The organism is Pseudomonas sp. S11P7 (genome assembly GCF_023195435.1).
In the GTDB taxonomy this organism is placed as follows: Bacteria; Pseudomonadota; Gammaproteobacteria; order Pseudomonadales; family Pseudomonadaceae; genus Aquipseudomonas; species Aquipseudomonas fluorescens_G.
This window is the reverse complement of record NZ_JALPKS020000002.1, coordinates 867,979-886,723: the sequence shown is the minus strand read 5'-3', so window position 1 is coordinate 886,723 and position 18,745 is coordinate 867,979. Positions and strand designations below refer to the sequence as shown.

15 protein-coding genes and 1 pseudogene are annotated in these 18,745 nt (G+C 55.2%); 8 read left to right on the top strand and 8 right to left on the bottom strand.

Annotated elements, in window-relative coordinates; genetic code table 11:
• Positions 1 to 145: 145 nt before the first annotated feature.
• Together M0746_RS04085 and M0746_RS04080 are read right to left on the bottom strand one after the other, a co-directional pair.
• A complete protein-coding gene (locus M0746_RS04085) occupies positions 146 to 511 on the bottom strand; it encodes a histone-like nucleoid-structuring protein, MvaT/MvaU family (protein ID WP_258448289.1) in 366 nt (121 codons plus the stop codon).
• Positions 512 to 785: 274 nt separating this feature from the next.
• A pseudogene (locus tag M0746_RS04080) lies at positions 786 to 1,088 on the bottom strand (plasmid pRiA4b ORF-3 family protein); the annotation flags it as partial.
• A gap of 360 nt (positions 1,089 to 1,448) precedes the next feature.
• Between M0746_RS04080 and M0746_RS04075 the strand changes: the two are divergent.
• The 4 genes from M0746_RS04075 to M0746_RS04060 all read left to right on the top strand — a co-directional run bounded on the left by M0746_RS04075 (position 1,449) and on the right by M0746_RS04060 (position 6,830).
• Positions 1,449 to 2,123 carry a hypothetical protein gene (locus tag M0746_RS04075; protein WP_258448288.1) on the top strand — a complete coding sequence of 225 codons (675 nt, stop codon included), beginning with the start codon at positions 1,449 to 1,451 and terminating at the stop codon, positions 2,121 to 2,123.
• A gap of 879 nt (positions 2,124 to 3,002) precedes the next feature.
• Positions 3,003 to 4,925 (top strand): ATP-dependent nuclease, encoded by a 1,923-nt coding sequence (locus M0746_RS04070; protein ID WP_258448287.1) that lies wholly within the window; start codon positions 3,003 to 3,005, stop codon positions 4,923 to 4,925.
• Positions 4,922 to 5,902 (top strand): UvrD-helicase domain-containing protein, encoded by a 981-nt coding sequence (locus M0746_RS04065; RefSeq protein ID WP_258448286.1) that lies wholly within the window; start codon positions 4,922 to 4,924, stop codon positions 5,900 to 5,902. The genes M0746_RS04070 and M0746_RS04065 overlap by 4 nt, the downstream gene beginning before the upstream one ends.
• 337 nt (positions 5,903 to 6,239) lie before the next feature.
• On the top strand, positions 6,240 to 6,830 hold the full coding sequence (locus M0746_RS04060) for a hypothetical protein (RefSeq protein WP_258448285.1): 591 nt from the start codon (positions 6,240 to 6,242) through the stop codon (positions 6,828 to 6,830).
• 401 nt (positions 6,831 to 7,231) lie between these two features.
• Here the strand turns inward: M0746_RS04060 and M0746_RS04055 are convergent, their stop codons facing one another.
• The 4 genes from M0746_RS04055 to iteA all read right to left on the bottom strand — a co-directional run bounded on the left by M0746_RS04055 (position 7,232) and on the right by iteA (position 12,238).
• Complete coding sequence (locus M0746_RS04055; protein WP_116665704.1) at positions 7,232 to 7,945, bottom strand: ArsR family transcriptional regulator; 714 nt, start codon at positions 7,943 to 7,945, stop codon at positions 7,232 to 7,234.
• A 906-nt stretch (positions 7,946 to 8,851) separates the two neighbouring features.
• On the bottom strand, positions 8,852 to 9,580 hold the full coding sequence (locus M0746_RS04050; RefSeq protein WP_258448284.1) for a hypothetical protein: 729 nt from the start codon (positions 9,578 to 9,580) through the stop codon (positions 8,852 to 8,854).
• A complete protein-coding gene (locus M0746_RS04045; protein ID WP_258448283.1) occupies positions 9,517 to 11,109 on the bottom strand; it encodes a S8 family serine peptidase in 1,593 nt (530 codons plus the stop codon). The genes M0746_RS04050 and M0746_RS04045 overlap by 64 nt, the downstream gene beginning before the upstream one ends.
• Positions 11,060 to 12,238 carry an anti-phage ATPase IteA gene (gene iteA / locus M0746_RS04040; RefSeq protein WP_236379558.1) on the bottom strand — a complete coding sequence of 393 codons (1,179 nt, stop codon included), beginning with the start codon at positions 12,236 to 12,238 and terminating at the stop codon, positions 11,060 to 11,062. Before iteA ends, M0746_RS04045 begins: the two co-directional genes overlap by 50 nt.
• Before the next feature lie 533 nt (positions 12,239 to 12,771).
• Here iteA and M0746_RS04035 point away from each other — a divergent pair.
• Complete coding sequence (locus M0746_RS04035; protein ID WP_258448282.1) at positions 12,772 to 13,272, top strand: hypothetical protein; 501 nt, start codon at positions 12,772 to 12,774, stop codon at positions 13,270 to 13,272.
• A gap of 519 nt (positions 13,273 to 13,791) precedes the next feature.
• Here M0746_RS04035 and M0746_RS04030 read toward each other — a convergent pair.
• The gene (locus M0746_RS04030) at positions 13,792 to 14,451 is read right to left on the bottom strand and encodes a site-specific integrase (protein WP_258448281.1); all 660 of its coding nucleotides are present in this window, start codon (positions 14,449 to 14,451) and stop codon (positions 13,792 to 13,794) included.
• 423 nt (positions 14,452 to 14,874) lie between these two features.
• Between M0746_RS04030 and M0746_RS04025 the strand changes: the two genes are divergently transcribed.
• Entirely contained in the window at positions 14,875 to 15,831 is a 957-nt protein-coding gene (locus tag M0746_RS04025) for a DNA-binding protein (RefSeq protein ID WP_258448280.1), read from the top strand.
• Between the two features lie 40 nt (positions 15,832 to 15,871).
• Here the strand turns inward: M0746_RS04025 and M0746_RS04020 are convergent, their stop codons facing one another.
• Positions 15,872 to 16,750 carry a hypothetical protein gene (locus M0746_RS04020; RefSeq protein WP_258448279.1) on the bottom strand — a complete coding sequence of 293 codons (879 nt, stop codon included), beginning with the start codon at positions 16,748 to 16,750 and terminating at the stop codon, positions 15,872 to 15,874.
• Between the two features lie 1,041 nt (positions 16,751 to 17,791).
• Here M0746_RS04020 and M0746_RS04015 point away from each other — a divergent pair.
• Together M0746_RS04015 and M0746_RS04010 are read left to right on the top strand one after the other, a co-directional pair.
• Positions 17,792 to 18,310: a hypothetical protein gene (locus M0746_RS04015; protein WP_258448278.1), complete on the top strand. Its 519-nt coding sequence runs from the start codon at positions 17,792 to 17,794 to the stop codon at positions 18,308 to 18,310.
• Complete coding sequence (locus tag M0746_RS04010; RefSeq protein ID WP_258448277.1) at positions 18,297 to 18,734, top strand: hypothetical protein; 438 nt, start codon at positions 18,297 to 18,299, stop codon at positions 18,732 to 18,734. Before M0746_RS04015 ends, M0746_RS04010 begins: the two co-directional genes overlap by 14 nt.
• Positions 18,735 to 18,745: the final 11 nt, after the last annotated feature.

Sequence of the window (18,745 nt, the reverse complement as noted above, 5' to 3'; positions counted from 1 at the left end):
GAAGTTCACTTGGTTTGGTCACCCGCCGTTATGAATTCAGCAGCTAGCTTTCGGAGAAATCCGAAAGCTTTTTTTATTTATGGTGAGGCTTGCTAACAAGTAATCCGCCTACAATTGGCAGGGCCCTTTTGTACTCAAATCTAGATCACTTGGTCAGCCAGGACTCAACCTTGTCGGCACCGTATTTCGCTTTCCACTCTTTCAGGGTTTTGTGGTTGCCACCTTTGGTTTCGACAACTTCGCCAGATTCCGGATTTTTGTAGACCTTCATCTGGCGTGGCTTATGCGTGCCCGATTGCGACTGGGCAGCGGGAGCACGACGACCGGCTTGTGGATCAAGTAGGTTGATTACGTCTTTCAGGCTGTAGCCATACTTGGCAAGCAAGTCGCACAGCTTTGATTCAAATTCGATTTCTTTCTTGAGGCCAGCATCGCCCTTCAGGGCTTCGAGAGCGTCGAGCTGTTCGGCCAGGTGTTTTTCGAGTTGGCGGAATTCTGCGAGCTTGGACATGGGAAATCTCTATGTGATTAGTGTCCTAACATTACACCAAAAACAGCGATTTGCATGAAGTATGCTTATTAGCGTTGCTCAGCAAATCACATCCATGGCTTCGCACGGGCGCAAACGTTGCTGCGATGGCGCCGACTCTCAGACTGGTTTGCGGAACAGAACTGGAAGCGAAGGTGTCATTCGTATTAGGCACCTTGGTGTCGCAAATCTGTAGAGATAGAGAGGTGGTTTTCATGAACAATAAGTAACCGCCCGCCCAGCACCCTCTTGCTGATCAGGCCTTCACCTGTTTCTTCAGCCATTGGTTGACCCAGTCGCAGTCAAACGCTGTCGGATCAAATCCATCATCCCCATACCACTCTGACATTTCTTCATGTTCGGGATGATTCGGATCTGCCAACGCCGCCAGAAACTCTTCATAACCAGGCACACCACCAATATCTTCCGGCGGGCGTCTATTGGCCCCATCGATGCACCACGGCACCTGTGGGAACATAATCGCGGGCAAGGTTTTCTCGACTTTGATGCGCAGTTCCCAGTTGTCGCCAAAGTCGTAGACATAACGAAACGTCTTCTTCCATGAGGGCGATCGGACCTTAAGGTGCGAAAAAATGGAGGCAGCCCCATCTCGCCATGCCCCTCTTCCCGCACCCTATACCCGGCAGCACGGCGAGCACACCGAGCACGCTGAGTACCTTCAGCACGCCGAGCACCGAAAAACAATAATAAAACCAATAAATTCATGAAATTATAAATTTTTTCTGCGTGATATCACGCAATTCGAGCATCTGAACTAGTCTCATATCATGAATTTGAGTGGTCTGTATCGTTCATTCACGCGCGTTGAGATGCGTGATATGGGCGCGTAATGACGGTTTGTCATCGGCAACGGATGTCAGGAAACTGAGCTCAACAGAAATCGGATAAGGGCTGCACAATGGCCAACGCAAAACAGTCAGCAAAACGCCGCTTAACGATGGCGGAACGCGCTCAACAATTGATGCTAGTCCACTTCCCCGACGTTCCAGAGGCGTGGAAATGGACGCGCAAAACTCACGACGGTTTCAGCACGATTCCTCGGACCCTGCCTATTGCTATGCAGATAATCGACGCCCAGTCGAAGGGACAGCCTGCCGGCCATGTGCTGTTTTGTCTATGGGCGCGGATGCCCGATCATCCGGTCATCACCATCGAGAATCCCAGCACTTTTGCTGCTGAAGCAGGGTTCATCGGGGAGCGGGCTGTGGACACCTGGCGTCGCCGGATGAAGACGCTCCGGGAGCTGAAGTTCATCACTACCAAGCCGGGCGCATCAGGGGAGTTCCACTATGTGATGCTCACCAATCCTAACGCTGCGGTTGAGTGGATGCGCGATGCAGTTAAGGTTCAGGATGGCTTGTATAGCCGCTTCATCGAGCGACTGCCCGAGATCGGTGCCTATGGCGACATTGAGGCAGTCCACACCTATTGGGCTGCGTGCAAAGAGGCAGAGAAAGCGACTGCGGCGGCGGCAGCTGAGGCAGCCAAACAGGCTTTGAACGCATCCACACCACTTCCGCCGCCTCCACCCACCAAGCAGAAACGCACCGGGAGGTCTAAAGCGAATGCATAGGAGATTTTGGAGCACTGAGTGCCGTCCACACCCTCGAGGCCCTCAAAAATCAAAGCGCAGATCCGACTAACGGTCGCGTCTTAACCGGTTAAGGCTGTGGCGGTGCAACGCAAAAATGTTGACCTGAGTAAGGAGGCCGTATGCGGATAGAGAGGAGAAGAGCGACGGGCATCGAGTGCTAACCCACCCACTTCGACGCCCTCAAAATGAAAGCCCTGAACTAGCTGAGGGTCGAGTCTTGACTGGTCGGGGCTGTGGTGGTGCAACGTAAAAAGTAAGACCTACGTAAGGAGGCCGTATGCGGATCGCGAGGAGAAGAGTCACGGGCATCGAGTGCTAATCCATCCACCTCGATGCCCTCAAAATGAAAGCCCTGAACCAGCTGAGGGTCGAGTCTTGACTGGTCAGGGCTATGGTGGTGCAAGATCTGGGATGCTAGACCTCGCGAGGAGTCTAGCATCCCTTCATGTTTTTACGGCAAGGATCGACATGTAGTAGTCAACAAATCCCGGACAAAGAACGGAGTTTTTCTTCCGCAACCTCCAGCGGTACGAAGCTGATGTGCTGATGCGGCCCTGTCCATGTACCGCTGAATCAGATAGGCCGATGGTGTGAATAGTCCTGCATTGCTGCTTGCCTGGGCTTGGATAGAATCAGTGGAAATTCACTGTCCAAATGGCCATGAAATGAATGTGTATTCATGGATTTGGTCTTCAAGTGCCCATGGAATCCTCATTCCACCCCCTAGTAATGGCTTGCTGCCATTGAATTACCCTTCCGACCCGCTTCCTCCCGTGATAAAAGCCAATCACACCCACAGAGTGCACGGACTGCCTTACGCCATTCGGGACAGGCTTTCCAATAGGACGGAGAAGCAAGATGCATTTGAAGCGGATCAGGGCGTCAAATTTTCGTGCGTTTGGCGACGGTACGGTTGCCCCATCACTTAATTGGGAGCTTGCCCCCGGACTGAACATACTCGTCGGGGAAAACGACTCCGGCAAAACCTCCGTAATCGACGCGATTCGCTATGTGCTGTGGACAACCAGCTACGAGTTCATTCGCCTTTTCGAAACCGACTTTCACATCGCGGGCACAACACGAGCACGCTCTTTGTTCATCGAAGCCACTCTTGTGGATTTAGACCCCGCGCAAGAGGCATCCGTTCTCGAATGGATGACCCACGAAGCAGACGGGTCTCATAGCTTGATCGTCTATCTGCAGGCGCGTTGGATACCACCGAAGGCCAACAAGCGTGGACGGGTCGAGGCAATCACCTGCTCGGGCCCGAATGGCACGGGGCCAGAGATCGGCACGGCGGTGCGCGAACTCATCCGAGCCACCTACTTGCGCCCCCTTCGAGATGCCGAAGCCGAGTTACGCCCTGGTCGTCAGTCACGGCTGTCCCAAATTTTGGGCGCTCATAAACGCATTGATGGGCAGGAGCAAAATGACTTCGACCTAGCGGCTCCAGCTACCGTCCCTAGCAACCTGGTCGGGCTGATGGCGTTTGCTCAGCACCACTTGGGCGAGCATCAGGTCATCAGAGATGTCCAGGACGACATCAACGACAACTACCTGAACAAGTTCGCGTTTGCCGGCGATGCCCTTTCGTCACGTATCCAGATCGCTCCGGAACTGGGGCTACAACCCATTCTGGAGCGCTTCGAATTGGCGCTACTGCCATCCTCCACCGTCGACCCTGGGGAGCGGTGCATTCGCGGACTCGGCTATAACAACGCTCTGTTCATGGCGACCGAACTGGTTCTGCTCCGGGACGGTGATGAACTCGGATTGCTGCTGATTGAGGAACCCGAGGCCCATCTCCATCCGCAGCTGCAGGAGCGCGTTCAGCAGCTTCTCGAACGCACCTCTATGGCGGCTGAGCCAGATAGCCGGCCTGTTCAGATCGTTATGACTACCCACAGCCCTTCTCTGGTGGCAGGTGCGGATATCGCGAGCCTGACTTTGGTAAACCGTGCTCAGCTATTCAGCTTGGCCCACGGGAAAACCAGGTTACTGAAAAGCGACTACGAGTTCTTGAGACGCTTTATAGATGCTACCAAAGCGAATCTATTCTTCGCTCGCGGCGTTGCGATCGTGGAAGGGCCAGCAGAAGCGCTACTGCTGCCCGCTCTGGCTGCAGCTTCAGGATTCTCGTTTAACGAACACGGCATTTCTTGCGTTAACGTCGGCGGAGTTGGGCTTTATCACTACGCCCGGATCTTGCAGCCGATTGATGGCTCGGCGATTCCCATTCCTGTCGCCTGCATCACGGATCGTGACATCGTTCCCAATGAGGCGACCTACATATCTCCTCCCAAGAACAAACGTAAACGATTCGAAAAAGACTACACGCCAGAGGAAGTCGAGGCACTGATCAAAACGAAGGTCGACCGCGCCCAAGGTGGTAGCACTATTGTCTGCGTCTCCAACAACTGGACGCTGGAATTCGATCTTGCCCTTCATGGATGTGCCCAGTTGATGCATGACGCAATTCACCTAGCGAAGAAGGCAGATTCAAGGGGTGAACGGCTGACGGAGGATGATGAGAAGAAGACGATCGTCGAGGCAGGCGAGCGCTGGAAAGAACTCTCGAACGCCGGACACTCGGCAGTGGAATTGGCGTCACTCATCTACCAGCCGCTCGTTGAAAAAGATGCATCGAAAGCGATCACCGCCCAGTACGCCGCTCACCTGATTTCAACAGGCGACTATGGGAAAGGCAATGAGCTGTTCAACAAGCTCCCACCTTACCTAAAGCAGGCGTTACGGCATCTGACTGGCAGGGCTGAGCCATGACAGTCCCTGTGATCAATGCTGGCGATCTTGCGGCTCTACGCGAATTGACACCCGACTTGAACTTCGATGATCAAGAGCGGCGCGCCGTATTACTGGAGAACCAGTCTCGTGACATAAACGCCGCGCCAGGCAGTGGCAAGACCACGGTACTAGCTGCGAAGCTCCTGATGCTGAGCCGTAGATGGACCTCAAGCCGCGCAGGCGTTTGTGTGCTCAGTCATACCAATGTCGCCCGGGATGAGATTCGACATCGGTTAAGTACAAGCCATGACGGGAGTCGCCTGCTCACGCATCCCCACTTCATCGGGACGATTCACGCCATGGTGAATCAGTTTCTGGCTCTACCCTACCTGCGAAGCAATGGGATAACTGTCGATGTGATCGACAACGATATCTTCGCTCGCCGGGCATTGGCGTTAGCCCAAGCTAACTTTGGCTTGAAGCTTTATATGCAAAACAATGCGAGCGTTGCGACCATGCTAGAGGGGCTGGTGTACAAAGGTGCCTCTCTGGACCTCGCCAGCGAGTTTGGCTCGCTTCCTAAACCAGGCGCGAAAACGCTTCCGACAATCGTCGGTATCAAAGAAAAGCTCACTGCTGAAGGGGTTTTCCGGCACGCAGACATGTTTGCATACGCAGAGCGTTTGCTGACCCTTTTCCCTAAGGTTCGCAGCCAGCTATCCCGAAGGTTCCCTATCGTCTTCATCGACGAAATGCAGGACACGTCCTGGGAGCAAGAGCGTTTGTTGCAGTTGATGTTCGATGAGACCGTCACCATTCAGCGCTTCGGCGACATCAACCAACGAATCCTTGGAAGCTCGGAAGGCGCGGAAAACCTGACTTTCCCCGAGGCGACGCAATTCCGATCTCCTCCAGCAAGCGCTTCGGTCCCCACATCGCTAAGTCTGTGTCTAGAACACAGCTGGCAGGCACTGCTGTTACTGGAGAGGCCGAAGACCGACACGCGTCCATGCTGATCGTCTACAGCACAGGGCGAGTACAGGATGTGATTTCGACGTTTGGAGGCCATGTACTAGACCGGTTCAGCGATGCCGATCTGACCAGTGGAAAAGTCAAAGCCCTTTGCGCTCGCAAACAAGGGGATGCCTTAACACAGTTAGCAGGCCGTACCCTTTTAGACTACTGGCCGGCTTCGGGTGGCGACAAATCACCCGGACTCAAGCTTGTGCGAGTCTGGGCGCTTCTCGGGGGCCCAAGCCTGCCGTAAACGCATCATTTTCATCAAGATTTGAGGAGATCCGCAGAGCACTGTTTCTGGTACTGCGCGCGGCCAAGGCAGAGATTGTCGAAGGCTTGAAAACCGATCATCAGCTAATTCGAAAACTCCGTGATGCTGATGGAGATGTTTCAGCCTTCCGGCTACTGATTCGTGATCTGTGCATGACAAACGTGAGCGATGCGGATGAAGCTAGGCGCATCCGTATCGTGAATTTTTTATACGTGAGGTTGCGTCCGTTGCTACCTAATCACATGACGCCACAGATATTCGCCGCGCTCCCGGTTTTTGAGCGGCCAGAGGCCATGGCTGTTCACGGAGCCCACCGGTCCATGTGCCCTATCGAAAAAAATGGTCGCAACTTAGATGTTCATATCGGTACCCTCGCCTCGATGAAAGGCGAAACGCATCTGGCAACCCTCGTCATGGAGTCTCTCGGCCATCCAAGTCGTCGCTTCGACGTACAGCTGGCATTACCCATCATCGCTGGGATTGGCACTCGCTCCGGGAAAATGCCTGAGACTCAGCTTTCTCAATTTCGAAACCTGTATGTCGGTATGTCGCGACCTACCAGCTTTCTATGCTTGGCAGTCAACGCAGAACGGGTCTCGGACGAGTGTAAAACGGCATTGGTCGATCAAGGGTGGACCATCACTCATTTGCTGTAGCAGGACCAGGAGCAGGCTTCGAGAGCGAGGGCTTCCTGACAGGCTTTGAGTCATTAGCACTCACCCTCCAGAATTGATCGAGCCGTGTCGAGTACCGCTGGCTCATCACCTCCCTCTGCATACCTCAGTCGGGAGCAACCGATACGCTGGCAGAGCGCATCGTGCCTCTGCCCCAGCGCCGTTGGTGGTGTTCATTTCCTGCAAGAACTGATCGCAGGCAACCGTCTGCCTGGTCGCGAGCCGGTATTCTGCAAGCTCGCCTGGTTGGCGTAGGTCGTTCAGCACGATCTCTGCCGTCCTGAGGGCACAAAAGCTAGTGATACTATCGGTGATCGCCCGATTTGTTCACGGATGGGTATGTTCCAGCATGAACAGAACCTGAACAGGTCGGACTCAGTCTATTAGGCTGCGGGCGCGGGCGTGATAGCCTGCTGGCCTACAAAAAGCTCCCTGTAACCGCGCAAAAAGTATTTGTTCGGTTCCTTCTTCTTGACGTCCTCCGAATGCTCTCGCGACAAGTTGGCCAGAAGGCCGCAGTTGATGAGAAACGCGTTTGCTCGGGGAATGCGCTTTTCGGGCACGCCTGTCTTTTCGCAGATCGTTTCGAACGACGCCATCGTGTATGGCGTTTTGTTATCCCGGGCGAAAGCAAAATAAAGGAATAGTTTGAGCGCATCGAGTTCGCAAACCGACCGCTTCTGGAACAACTGGAAGGGCTCGATCAGCGTCTGTTTCAGCGGAATGTACAAAGCCCTAGCCGGCAGCTTGCACCAATTGCCGCTGAAGTCGTAGCCGGTAATCAGGTACCGGCATTTCCGGCCTTGTTTCTCACTCGTGATCCGGCCAGCCTTCACCAAACCCTCCAGACCTGCTGCCACCAGCTGCCGACTTAGATTGGTGATCCGCATCAGATCGCTGTACGTAATGTCTGCAACCAGCTTGCAGCCATCAGTCCGCCAGTCCTCCTCTGCGACAGTCATCAGTGCGATGTACAGCTGCAACGCTGCGATGGCTGAGGAACGCGACACATTGCTCGTGTTAGCCCACCCGAAGTCTCGCAGTCCCCCTGCCTTAATCCAAAGTGCTGGCATCTTCACCCAAGGGAGAATCCTCATTTGCCTACTCCTTGTTGCAAACCGATGACGATGATCGCAGCGAAGATCGCGAAGGACAGAACGAGCGGAACTAGTTTGTCTGCCTTAGATGCGAGTTTTTCCAGAGCTTCTACAGCTTTGCGAAAGTTATTCATTTTGGTAGATCTCAAATGGCTTCTGATGAGACCTTTCTACCGAAATCGGAACAGCTCTCTCTAGATATAGGTGACACGCCCTTTCAAAAAAAATACAAAATAACACTTAAAAATCATAGGATTACTTAAGAAATCCAAGGTCTTTTGTGATCTTGAATTGGTTCACGAACGGTGATTTTCTAGCTTTTCCTCTGCGAAATACTGATTCTACAGACGGCGACAAACTCCCACCCGAACCTCTGGTGCACCCCTCCCGTAACTCGGAGCGCCGGAGGATGGTCGACGGATTGAATCGACCCTGGTTCCCTAGACACGCCGCCCTTCTATTGCAATAAATCTAGGTTCAACTAATTTTGCGAAGCGGTCTATGAAGCTCCTCGCATCGCGCATGCCTTCCGACAGCTCAGCTTCACTCAACTCATGAGCACCATGGACTGCGGTTTCCCGGCGAAGACGCCCGACAAGCATGCGGTTTCTACTACTTCGCCAAAGCGCATATCCAACTTCCTCGACTAGCCATCTCGATCTAATTCATCCCCTCCTGGCTCGATCATGCGTTGCGCGCAATCAGATAGAGCAGTGTTAAGCCGAGCCCTCTCAGTGGCGCTGCCATAACGGCTAAGGAACCAAGCAAGGGAGAAGGACCAGCCCTGCGGCAATGGCGGCCCCTGGCAACTCGGGCGATCTCCTCATGGCCTCTTGACCTGATAGATAGAAAATACGACCCAAGAGTCTACGTCCGATATCTATCAGGCTACGCCAATCATCTTGATCACACGCGGAGCGGTACTCGCACAGGCAGTGGTGTGTTCACCCAGTTGGTCTGGGCAAGGGCTCGAAGGCCCGCCGCGCGAACCTGTGGATCTCCATCCAGCGACCGGACTGTGACAATGATATGAACTGGCAAGGGCTCTATCAGAGCTGGCTCATATGCACGCAGCAGAGCAGTCGCCTGCAACCCCCACTGCTCACCTGTGACGCCTCTAGGGAAACTGTTGCGATGCACCTTTACGGGTGACCATTTGCTACCGCATGTGATCTGCGCAGCCTCATAACCACTTCGTCCCTCATCGCTATCCATAGGAACCATTCCCTTGATTGTTTCGCCATGGATGAGGCCGAAGCTCAACTCAATGTTCGCGCGTACATATTCACTTCCAGCGTTCGGGTCCAGCGGTGGAGCGTAAGCGGCCGTGATGATGATTTCGCCGCGAAATTTGTCCCCATCCATCAGCACGTCCGGCATAGGGTAGTTGGCCTTTCGCCAACGCATGTTTCCAGGAACTAGATTGGCCTGAAACACTAAGGTGAAGCTGTCATTGGAATCGTAGAGCGCTTTCAATACATCATCTGGCCGTCCAGCGCCGAGGTAGCGGCGATGATATGCATCGTAATCAGGCGATGAAAGCTGAGCGGCATGAATCATCAACGCTTTGACTAGCGACGGCGAGGGATCAAGCCCAGGACGACCGGCGATGGCCCGCCAGGCATGAGCCGCCATGCTCGACGCCAACGGTGCTGCGTAGCTGGTTGCAACTGATCGGTAGGTCCAAGAACTAAAAGACTTGCCTGACCGGCGTTCCACGGCGCGTGCACACCTCCACCTACATGGGTGATGTCGGGTTTTGGTGTAAACACCGGTCCGGGACCTGAGCGCGAGTATGGTGCTGGGTGGCCAATGGCAGTCAGTGCGTCAGCTGCATTAATATGTGAGATCGAGCCGACAGTGAGTGACCGCACGGACTCACCAGGGCAGGAAATCCTGTCCGCCAAAGTCGCAGGCGTTAACCACTGCCGCCGAGGCTCGTCGTTGTAATTCCCGGCTGCTACCACGAAGAGCACTTGGTACTTGTCACTTAGCTCATCCATCGTCATGGCAAAGTCGCCGAACAGGCTTTCGTCACAAGGATCGCCACCGATCGAAATGTTCCAGATCTTAACATCAGGACGCCGACGTACTGCCTGGCTAAGCCGCAGCTCCAAATCCGACATGTTTGACCCACCGACTTCCAACGCACAGACGTCATGAATCATCGCGGGCGTTGAAGGCAGCCACGCGTGCTTATTGTTGAAGTGAGCTCCGGCGGCTACCAGTGATCCAACCGCAGTGCCGTGCTCGTAGTTGGTATCCGGCGGCAGTACGTAAGTGTCACGCGACGCGACGTAATGAGCGATTGCTTTGGCCGAGGGGCTCACCCCGGTATCGAAGACCCCAACTGTCGGCAGACCGTCCAGCTCGGCCGAAGCCTGAGCGGCATTCTCGCCGCTTTGAGGTGTGGCAACAGCCTGGCGTGGCCTGAATACCGGCTCGGCGAAGACTGTTCGTATACCTGGGAAATTGAGCAGCAACTCGAGATGGTCATCTTGAATCTTGTCGAGATCCCGAATGGCGAATACTGGCAAGCCTCGGCCTTGGGCAATCTCAATAAAGGGAAGTGAAAAGGACTTAAGCGTGCGCTGCACGGTCTCGTAGTTGAATGCATTAAAGACGTCGTGCTGATACTGGAAAAGTCGCAAAACCGCGCGGCCGTGCTCCAACAGTCGCACACTGCCTTCCGGGTTCCTCCGCTGACGGCTCCAAGGCTGAATTTCTTCGATCACGCTCAAGTTATGAAGAATCTTCTGCGTCCCGCGCTGGAGGATCACTCTGTTCAAGTCGTTCAGGCTTTCCGACGACGCACCGACGAGCATTTCGTTGATACGAGCATGCCCTGCAGGTTGGAGGCTGGCTTCTTCAGCCAACTTGATAGGTCTGTGGGTTTTAGCGATTCCCTGTTCTCGCAGCTTGAGAACCAAGTGCGTCAATGCTTGAGGATGAAGTGCTCTCTCTCGCGAAAGAGCTGTCATTGCGCTTGCCAAGCCCCGCGAGAGAGCCTGGCGGTAGGCCTCATCAACATCCAGCAGCGGTTTGGGGCTTCTGGCGTTGCCATCTACAGCGTTGAGATCCCGTGCTTGGAACGGGATATGAATAAAGGGGTTTTCAACCCTGGCATTCAGCGAATGCCCCGGGGGCAAGTTCTTGCGAGCCACTTACGATCTCCTCCTTAAGGATCTTGGTAATACGCCTAGTCGACAGGTCGTACAGCCGCCCTAATGTTCTTAGGGAGAAGTATCGAGGTGCCCATCCATTAAGCCACCGTATTTCAGACTCCACAGTAGATAGCACCCGGCCACCACTCAGCGCAAGATTTAAACCCAATCGGCGGAGCAACTGGCCCTCATCTATTTCTGTTTTGTTAGAAAGCACTGCTGCGCGCTTGGTATCAAGACAAACCTGTTCAATGTTTGCGCCGGTGATACCTGCGGAAACCTTAGCCAAGTTGGAAAGATCCAATTCCTCGGTATTAAACGGTGCTAGGAACTGCTTCCATAGCAAGGTACGCAGAGCCAAGTCTGGCTCGCCCAGCGGGATCCGGAAGCTAAAACGACGCCATACAGCAGGATCCAGAAGCTGATCGTGGTTGGTTGCCGCGATGATAATCGTGTTATCAGGCACTGCATCAATGTTCTGAAGCAATGCGATGACGACCCGCTGCAGTTCGCCCACGTCGCGCTCATTTCCACGAGCACCAGCCAGCGCATCGAACTCATCCAAAAACAAGACGCAGGGCCGCTGTTGTGAGAATTCGAACACCCGACGTAGATTTCGGCTGGTCTGGCCCAGCAGACTACTGATCAGAGTGTCGCATCGAACAGTGAGAAGCGGCATCGCGAGGTTGGCTGCGACGTAACGGGCAAGACGTGTCTTGCCAGTGCCGGGAGGCCCATAGGTCAGTAATCGACTTGGCATAGCGGCACCGACTCTGGCGAGATCATCATATCGATTGATGTTGGCCAGGAACTCCTGAATACGGCTATCTACGGCGCTCGAAAGAATCAGCAACTCATGGTCCAGTGCCGGATAGCTTACGTCCACCGTATGCAGGTGGCTTTCACCGTCGGTCGGCAGATTCGACAGGCTGAGCCCGTTGGCAGCATCTTGCGCGCTGGCGAGAGCGACAGGTGCTCGCGCCAGTCGCTCTCGGATCATGCGGGCCTGCTTCTTATCACCATCATTCTCAAGCTTGTCAGCCAAGAGACCAGCATAGTTGGACGCCATGCTGGCATTTGCCTTGAGAGCTCCATCTAGGATCTTCAAGATTTCGGAGAGATATTCCACGGTTTGGATTCGCTCAAGGAGTCATCTGTTACGGAATTCGGCAGGAGTGTAGCGCATAGCCTAAAAATCGTTTCGCTTTTATCATATTTTGATTCGCTCGGCCTCACCGGCACGCTGACCAAACGTATAACTGACGAGGGGTTCTCCGTTGGCGATCAGTTGCCCAGTTAACAGGCTTTTTTCGGAGGCCTACGGGGTAAGCCGCAGCAATGTGCGAGTGGCGTTGGACACTGTTCAGAATCTGGGACGGTTACGCGACGCCGCCGTTCTGGAACAGTTGTCAGTGCGGCAGCACCTCACAAAACAGTTACACCAAGTCGGCGAACATGCTCGAAGAACTCGTGAGCGCAGCGCAGATTTCAGGTGGAACGACGCTACACATGTCGCGCTCCTGTTAACACCTTCATTTGAGGACAACGGTCGCGTCGCTGGTGATATCGGCATGGACGAACATGGCTGGAATCATAATGATGGCATTGGCTATCCACGCTCGATATTCTTACATCTCAGATAACTGATTTTTAAGGATAAAGATGACACTCACCGAATTTTCTCTGAGCGTAATTGCTTCGATCGTTGCGGCTCTTATCTTCGCAATTGGCGCGAAAGTGACGCTGCTGAAATGGAAGAAAATCGCTATCGGTTTCGGAGCATTGCTAGCCATTTGCGCCATAGGAACAGTCGTAGTGTTCGCCGGTATCACGGTGACCAAAGAATTCACCGAATACCGTACCCGCTCAGCTCTTCAGGAAAAAATCGACTCCTACACTAAGGGCCACTACCCTGAGGACTACGAGGAGGGCTTCCGTGTGGAAGTGACGCAGGTAGGCGAGCGCCCATTCCTGGCCTTCATGTTCCCGGACGGAGTCTCGGCCACACCGACCTCTCACCCATGGAGCAATGATTTGTTCACAAACCAGATCCAAACATTGCTCAATGATAACGGGTATCCGGGCGCACCCGCGTGGGGTTACCAGATGAAGCCTTTGACCGAGGAACAATTTCAGCAACTGCTGAAAAGGAAGCGTGAATAGCCTTTAGCTGAGCAGTAGTTTTTTTAAGCAACGTTGCTGCGTTGACCGCCGCCCAAAACGAAGTCCGAAAGAAGTCCTTTTGGCTTTACCGGAGCGCTCGCGTACCAGTGCGATACCAGCGACACAGCCCCATGGTAGTGATCACAAGTGAAATCGACCGGGCCACGTAAGACCTTATGGAGAGCAGCGATTGTTTGCATTTACCAATCCCCCGCCAATCCGCTGGGGGATACAGGTATGACTTCAGCGGCGTCCGTTTCTAATTCAGTGCATCCGACTTAGCTGATTCCGTCGCAGCATATGACCCGGAGCTTCACGAAGCGCCACTCATCATTGGCCATCCTCAACACGAAGCCCCACAGCAATCCGGATCAAGTCGCTGTCAGCCACTACCTGGGTTCTAATCGCCGAGCCCCAACATATCGACGCGGCGTTCGTCGTACACGTCGCCTAGGGCCGCTGCAACGACCTCTTCGCCTCCTTCTATCCTCCCAGCACCAATCAACGTGATTGACACGCTTACCGCCGCCAGTCCCCGAAAGGTGCGGTTGTGTCGATGTAACGCATCGCCGACTGCACATCCTGCCAACCGACATAGTCCATCAAGGCCTTAGCCCCCCACTCGTTACGGTTGGCCCAGGTCGCAAAACCCCGGCGCAGCGAATGCCCACTGTATCCCTCCCCATCCAGACCATTGCGGGCAAAAGCCATCCGCAACAGCCGCGACACACTGTTCGCATTCAGTCCCTCCGCACCCAGATGCCCCCAGCGGTCAATGGCCCGGAACACCGGACCTTGCTTCAGACCGCTGGCCGCCAGCCAGGCCTGATAGGCCGTTACAGGGCACAAACGCTTCAGCGCTGGCACCACTACCGTCCTTCCTTGGTGATCACGATCGGTTTTACCGCTGGCGAGGAAGATCTCCAAGCTTGCGCCCGGTTGGACTGTGATGTGCTCGACGCGCAGTTGGCACAGATCGTCGCTACGAAACGCCCGCCAAAAGCCAAGCAAGATGAGCGCTTGGTCTCGGCATGCACGCAGGCATTCTGCGGCAACAGGGGAAGTAGCCTGTCCCTGTAACCCGGTGATGCAGGCCTCCAATGCTTGCAGTTGCAGCGCCTCTGCCCGCTTCACCGGTTGGGGATGCTCGGCGCGGATGCCGCGCAGCACGTCACGCACCCGAGGTTCTTTAGTCGGATCCACAAACCCATGGCGCTTATGCCACTGAGCCAAGGCGGCTAGATGGGTATGCAGGGTAGAGCTGGATAGCCGCTCGGCATGCTCCGCCAAATAGCGCGCGACACTTTCACTGGACGCCGGCAACACCCCCCCACGCCCCCTCAAAATGCTCTAGCGCGCGTTTGTAGCGTCGCTGCGTACTCTCGCGCCGGGCCGCCTTCAAGTACCGATCCACTGGGGCCGTCATGCCGCACCCTCCTCGCATACCACGGATAAGCCGAATATTTCCCACAAACGCTCTCACGTTTGAGAATTAAGGATTCTCAAACGTCACTCCATCGCCTGTTCGTACATACCAGAGGACAGAAGTACACCCGTACTTACATACTCCATAACAAGCTACGAAATCGTAGGAGACATCCCATGGCACGTGGTGGCATCAACAAGGCGCTGGTCCAGAAGGCTCGCGACGCACTGCAGGCTCGAGGCATCCGGGCCAGCATTGACGCGGTGCGAGTCGAGTTGGGCAACACGGGCTCCAAAAGCACCATCCTGCGCTATCTGCAGGAGCTCAGTGCCGTGCAGGCACCCTCAGGCCCGGTAGCTCTGGAAGACGAACTGGGGCGCCTGATCAGCAGTGTAGCCGAGCGGCTGCAAGAGGCAGCCAAACAAGCAGTCGCGAACGATCAGACCCGAGTCGATCAAGCCTGGCAGCGGCATGCGCAAGCTCAGGAGCAACAACGCGAACTAGTGGAATCTTTAAGGGATCAGGTCCACCGCCTGGATGCACAGGTGGAAGAGCACCGCCAGCGCGAATCCGCGGCGCAGAGCTATGCCCGGGACCTGCAGACCCAGTTCGAGGCGCAGCAGCGACAATTGACTCACGTGCAGCACACGCTAGATGAGCGCGAGGCCCACCTCACCGCCTTGAGTGAGCGTCACGATCACCTCAAAGCTTCGCGGGATCACTATCAGGAGCAACAACGGACTCAGCGAGAACAGGAACTGGCTCGTCACGATCAGCAGGTCCAGCAGTTGTCCAAAGAACTTCGGACCCTGCAGGCATCCTTGCTCGCCAAACAGGAAGAACTGGCCACTCTCAATAGAGCCAACGAACGGCTGCTTACCGAGTCGCGCCTGGCTAGCCGACAGGCACTTACCGACTCGCGGGATTACAGCCAGGCCAGAGCCGAGTGGCAACAACTCGCCCATCGTCATCAGCAGGCACAGGCCCAGTGGCAAACGGAGGAGGCAGAATTACGCGAACGTCTGCGCGCGGCTCTGCTCAAGCAGCGCAGCGATGCTCTGTACCGACGGCATGAGCAGCGGCAGATTCTTCAACTGCAACGCCTGTTAGACACGTCGACGCATCGCGCATGAAACCTTTCCTATGCAAACAGTGTTCGGGCCTTGCCACGTGCTAGCCCTCGAGAGATCGGTCCACTCGCACCGCACTGGGCACGTCGAGCCGTGGGTCCAACGCCCTCATCGCTCTCATTAGTAAGGGCGGGCACCGACGCACGCCATGGTTCAGACTGCCCTGCAGCTTTTTTTCAAACGCTTTGCCACCAATACGGAGACACCAGAGCATCGCAATAGCGCACCGCGCGGTGCGATCATCGGCGGGCAACCATCCCCACTCCTTCAGATCAGCGAACCGTTCGTTGCACAAAGCACATTGATCAGCAAACGCGGCGGCGTCGACCGGCCAATCAGGCTGTGACGGATTGGGCTCCAGCCCTCTGGCGCGTAACCAATTGTCAATGAGTAACCACAGGTCAGCAAAACAGCCTTGGCACTGAGGCGAGAACGACACGAGAGTCAGGTAGTCGTTGAAATATTTATGCAACCACAGGCGCTGCGGCATCCGGCGCGGGCAGCGGCAGCCTAGCAGGGCCAGTGGCATCGCCAGCCTGCTCCAATCCGGTATACCCAGCGCCCAACTCATCCGCGCATTGACGCGACAGCGATAGGAACTAGGGACTAGAGCACGGCAACTGGGCAGAAGGTCCTGTAGAAAGGCCGCAGGCCTCTCAGCGTCTTCCGAGTCCCAAGTTAGCAACGTCCACAACGGATTCTGCAACACCTGATTGAGCACCGGGAAGACTGCAATCAGACGCTTTAGGCAATGCGTCTGCAACTGACTCCCGTCATCCAGCAGGCGCAGCCATTTGGGATTGGCTACACCTCCGCCAGCGATCACCTGACCGCCCGGTACGGCATACAGATACGGACGATCCAGATAGTCGCACCAACGGGCAAATTCGTTCCGGTCACGAGCCCCCGATATCTGGTACATCTGGGCGCCTAGGAAACGGTTGCGACAGCGGCATATTGCAACTTTCGAAAGTGTCGACACTTTGTCATTTCCTGCCACCCGTAGCCCCAGTACATAACTATAGAACGCTACGAAACAGAAGCCAGCGCATCTTGTCACCCATGCCAACGTCACAGGCTATAACCGTTCATGACAGGGTAATGCGAAAACTGGGTCGTGCTAACTCTCTGACGTATCTAGATATAGACAATGCCTATCGTAAATTTAGCGCCAATTTTGTCGTTTGACGGCCTGTCAGCTCTCGCCCAACTAATGCGCAACCTGAATGAGTGTAAGCCGTTGATCCGTATGGTTATAGCCAATACCTATCTAAAAATTTAGAGAGATTCTGTTAGAAGTATGAATGTACGTACCGTCCTACAGTGAGCTGACGATCCGGCACTTTGCTTGGATCCACCTGAAGGACATGACCATGCATCGCCATCGATTGTACCTGCGCAATATCCCGCCATTACGGTGGCCTATAGCCCTAGGTAACACCTCGCATAGACAACTCGGTCCACCGCCTTGGCGCACCCGCCTCTCTCACCACTGCGTCCAAGCACACCCCGAACAGGCCGGTCGTGCGGAGGCGCCTAGTGATGTCGGGGGACAGACTATGCACCAACGCAATCTTCTCGCGGCGTTGGCCACTTCACTAAACGACACCGGGCTGCGTATTCCCCACGCTGGAGTCCGGCACCGTGCACACATCATCGGCCGGATCTTCGCCGCGATGACGTTGGCGCTCAGCCCCCTATCGTCGCGACGACGGTCTCCTGGAAGACCCTGCTAGCGCTAATTGGGTACTTATCTCATGGCGTGCTGCGCGGAGGTCAGCTTGCTTGACAGTCATGACTGCTTAACTCAGCGCGCCCCCGGAGGAACACGATCATGCTTGTTACATCTAGGGATTGTCTCGAAAACCGGCCCCGTACGCCCTTGAGCAAAGGACGCCCAGGGAGTCGAGTAACGTTTTTCCCGTCACGAAAAAACCATGGCCCGATCACCTGCGGCAACCTCATGCAGGCTGATTATTGCGTTCACCTCGAGTATCACCACGATGTCCGCACCTACCAGTGCCGCCCTCCAACCGTGTGCAAGGGTGAACTGCGCTACAAGGCCGACTTTCTCGTTGCGCTCAGCAACGGACCGTCGGTGTACCACAAGTTTCTGCTACCGGATGACCAGGCCAGGCCACACGTGCGTGACTGGACGAAGGCGGTCGAAGCCATGCTGCTGGAGCATGAAGTGCTGTTCCGGTGGCTCATTCACGACAAACTGCCTCAGCGTCTGGTCACTCAAAACCTGCGGTACCTCTATCACCACAGCTTCAGCAGTTCTAAACGGGCAGCACTTGAAGTGCGTGCTCAGGTCGTCGCGCATGCTGGACAACAGACGACCATTGCAGCACTGCTGGCTAGGGGTATCGCTCCCGCAGATATCAGCCACGCCATCTTTCTGAATGAGTTGCGGGTCAACCTTGAGCAGAAGCTCACGCCCGAAAGCAGGATCTACGGAGGCCATGATGGACATCTCTGAATTTAAAATCGGTGAACACTACCGCTATCGCGGCCAGCGCTTTCAGGTCGTCGATCAACAAGGTGAAACCGTGCAACTGCGCGCCGTCGAAGCCCGCCGGATCGTATTGCGCCAAACCCGGGAAGTTCTACTACGTGCGATGAAGCGCTGTGACCTGGTCAAAGATCAGGAGGCGCCCATCGAAAAGGATCCACAGAAAATCCTTGCGGGGCTCCCCAAGCCTTACGCGGCTGCATTCGACCGACGCTGGCATTATGTGAATGCGCTCACCAAACGGTTTGGAGGGAAAATGCCGAGGGAGCGGAGCTCGCTGATGATCAGCGCTCTGGCTAAGGACATCAAGGACATCAGTCCCCCAGCTTCAGCACGGCACGCAGTTGGGTACGGGCTTTCTGCAAATCGGGGCACAGCAGCCTTGCCCTGATACCCGGCCGA